The organism is Bradyrhizobium sp. Leo78 (assembly GCF_059512425.1).
The window spans coordinates 1-2955 of the sequence record NZ_JCAMOT010000121.1 but is presented as its reverse complement, the minus strand read 5'-3'; the positions used below and the strand labels follow the sequence as shown (position 1 = coordinate 2955).

3 protein-coding genes are annotated in these 2955 nt (G+C 62.0%); all 3 read left to right on the top strand.

Translation table 11 applies throughout. The features are described from left to right. Window positions 1-86 precede the first annotated feature (86 nt). The 3 genes from tnpA to tnpC all read left to right on the top strand — a co-directional run bounded on the left by tnpA (window position 87) and on the right by tnpC (window position 2929). Window positions 87-974, top strand: a complete 888-nt coding sequence (gene tnpA, locus AC5ZG1_RS43700) for an IS66 family insertion sequence element accessory protein TnpA (protein WP_028167392.1) — start codon at window positions 87-89, stop codon at window positions 972-974. Then, window positions 974-1324, top strand: coding sequence for an IS66 family insertion sequence element accessory protein TnpB (gene tnpB, locus AC5ZG1_RS43695; RefSeq protein ID WP_455999002.1), 351 nt, complete (start codon window positions 974-976; stop codon window positions 1322-1324). The genes tnpA and tnpB overlap by 1 nt, the downstream gene beginning before the upstream one ends. 69 nt (window positions 1325-1393) lie before the next feature. Next, window positions 1394-2929, top strand: a complete 1536-nt coding sequence (gene tnpC / locus AC5ZG1_RS43690) for an IS66 family transposase (RefSeq protein ID WP_496136496.1) — start codon at window positions 1394-1396, stop codon at window positions 2927-2929. The last annotated feature ends 26 nt before the right edge of the window (window positions 2930-2955 follow it).

The following is a 2955-nucleotide window of genomic DNA, read 5'->3' as shown; positions in this document are numbered from 1 at the left end:
TGCCGTAAGCGTCGGAATCTTGCACGACTTTCCGAGAGTGCGTTGTCGTTCCATATCGGGTTCCTTGCTGCATTGGAGGATCTCCGGTGGGTACGGAATATTTCAAGAACGAAGCACGTCGTTCCTTTTGGTCGGTACACGTTGAAGCGTGGCGGCGAAGCGGTCTCAGCAAGCGCAAATATTGTCGTCAGCACCGTCTCAGTGGCGGCACGTTCGATCGCTGGCTGCGGCATCTGGTTGACGCTGAGACGTTGCAAATACGTGCGGAATTGCGTCGCGAGGAACGTCGGGAGCGGCTCCGCAAGAAGCGGGCTCCAGTGTCGAAGGACCTCCGCTGCAGAGCTGTGCAAGCGTTCTGGGCGATGCACGTTGAAGCGATGAAGTGGTGCGGTCTGAGCATGCAAGCCTATGCCCGCGCCCATGGCATATCGCAGCACAGCCTGAGGCGATGGCGCGATTTGATCGACGCCAACGACGTTGAAATCGACTGGCGGACGCACCTTCATCCGAGTGCCCGCCCACTGTTAAGCACTAGTGCTAAGACTAGTGCTAAGGATGGCGCAGCTGAATCTCGCTTGACCGCGACGCCGAATGACGATCCTCCGACACCTGAGAAGCAGAGCCGCCGCAGCTTCACCGACGAGGAAAAGCTGGCCATCGTGTTGGAGACTGAACGACCTTGGGAGACCGTATCGTCGGCGGCACGAAGGCACGGTATCGTCACTAGCATGTTGTTCCGCTGGCGAGCGGAGCTTGGGTTTGGTAAGGGCAAGCGCGCCAAGTTGGTGCCGGTCGCGGTGGCCGATGCTGGAGCCGTCGGGTCATCGACGCCGGTTGTTCTGCACGATCTGTTGCAGCCGCCCGACGGCATGACGGTTGTCAAATTGGACGATGGCCGCCGCGTCTTCGCGCCGATCGGCAGCGATCCCGATGCGGTCCGTCGCCAGATCACTGAGCGGGAGACAGCACGATGATGATCGTGCCGGCCGGCGTGAAAGTCCATCTGGCCTTGGGGTATACCGACATGCGCAAGGGCCTGGATGGCCTCGCCGCGCTCGTTCAGGAACACCTCAAGAAGGATCCGTTCTCCGGCCACCTGTTTGCCTTCCGAGGCAAGAAGGCAAGCACGCTGAAGATCCTGTTCTGGGACGGCAACGGGCTTTGCCTGTTCAGCAAGCGGCTCGATCAGGGCGGCTTCATCTGGCCGAGAATGAGCGATCCAGGTGGCACGGTGACGCTGTCCCCGGCGCAGCTTGCCATGCTGATCGAAGGCATCGATTGGCGTACGCCGGAGCGTCGATGGCGCCCGGCCATCACGGGTTGAATCGCAAAAACCCGCATAGAATATAGCGAAGTTGCTTCGTCGAATCAGCGTGTTCGAGTAGAATCGGTCATGCAGCTCGACCTCGACAATCTGCCGTCGGATACTGCGCTTCTGCATCGCCTGGTGCGCGACATTGCCTCGGTCATCGCGCATCGGAACAGCGAGATCCAGCGTCTCCAGGCGATCATCAAACAGCTTCAGCGCGCACAATTTGGGCGTCGTTCCGAGCGTCTCGACGCCGATCAGCTCGCCCTTGGACTCGAAGATTTGGACATCGATTTGTCGGCCGTCGAGGCAGATCAAGCCTCGCTGGAGGCGTTTGCGCCGACGCAGAAACTGCAGCCGAAGCGCAAGCCGCTGCCGGATCATTTGCCCCGCGAACAGGTTGTGCTTAACGTCGATAGCGAGAGATGTGCGTGCTGCGGCGGCGCGCTGCATGCGATCGGTGAGAGCGTCAGCGAGATGCTGGATTGGGTGCCAGCACAGTTGCGCGTGGTACGCGTCTGCCGCCCCAAATATGCCTGCCGCAGTTGCGGAACGATCACCCAGGCTCCGGCGCCCGAACGACCGATCGCCGGCGGCTTGGCCACGCCAGCCATGCTCGCGCATGTGCTGGTCAGCAAATATTGCGACCACACACCGCTCTATCGGCAGGCGCAGATTTTTGCCCGCCATGGCGTCGAACTGGAGCGCTCGACATTGGCCGGATGGGTCGGCGGCGCGTGCTGGTGGTTTGAGGCCCTGCACGATCGGCTGTGCGAGCACATGTTCGCGTCGGATCACCTGTTTGCCGACGACACGCCAATCCCGGTGCTCGATCCGGGCCGCGGGCGCACCAAGACCGGACGGCTGTGGGTGTATGCCCGCGATCAACGGAGCTGGGCTGGGCCTGAGCCGCCAGCTGCGGTTTATGTGTTCGCGCCCGACCGGAAAGCGGAGCGCCCAGCAGCGCATCTGATGCACTTCAAGGGCGTTCTGCACGTCGACGGTTACGCCGGATTCGAGCGGCTGACCGGCGCCGGAAACATCACTCTCGCCGCATGTTGGGCGCACACCAGGCGCAAGTTCTACGAGGTTGCGCAAGCCGAGGACACGCCCATCGCGCAGGAGGCCTTGCGTCGTATTGCCAGCCTCTATGCCGTCGAAGCGCAGGTGCGTGGTCAATCGCCGGCGCATCGGCTGGCTACGCGGCGCGCACTCGCCAAGCCGATCGTTGACAGCCTTCGCCTGTGGCTCGAGGTGCAACTCGCTCAATTGCCCGGGCGCGGCAATCTCGCCGAAGCGATCCGGTATGCGCTGTCGCGCTGGGATGGATTGACCCGCTTCCTCCGTGACGGCCGCATCGAACTTGACACGAACCCCGTCGAGCGGGCGATCCGACCTGTGGCGCTCGGCCGCAAGAACCATCTCTTCGCCGGTAGCGATGGCGGTGGGGAACGATGGGCAATCCTCTGTTCGCTGATCGAAACGTGCAAGCTCAATAACGTCGAGCCTTACGCATACCTGCGTGACGTGCTCACGCGCATGGTCGACGGACATCCGATCAACCGTCTCGACGAACTGCTGCCGTGGGCCTGGAAACCGACGGATCATGTCAATACCTGACCGACGTGCGAGAGCCAGACGCTAAC

Excerpts from the sequence above, each read along its gene's own strand:
- tnpB (WP_455999002.1), top strand. The coding sequence starts at position 974 with ATGATCGTGCCGGCCGGCGTGAAAGTCCATCTGGCCTTGGGGTATACC.
- tnpC (WP_496136496.1), top strand. The coding sequence starts at position 1,394 with ATGCAGCTCGACCTCGACAATCTGCCGTCGGATACTGCGCTTCTGCAT.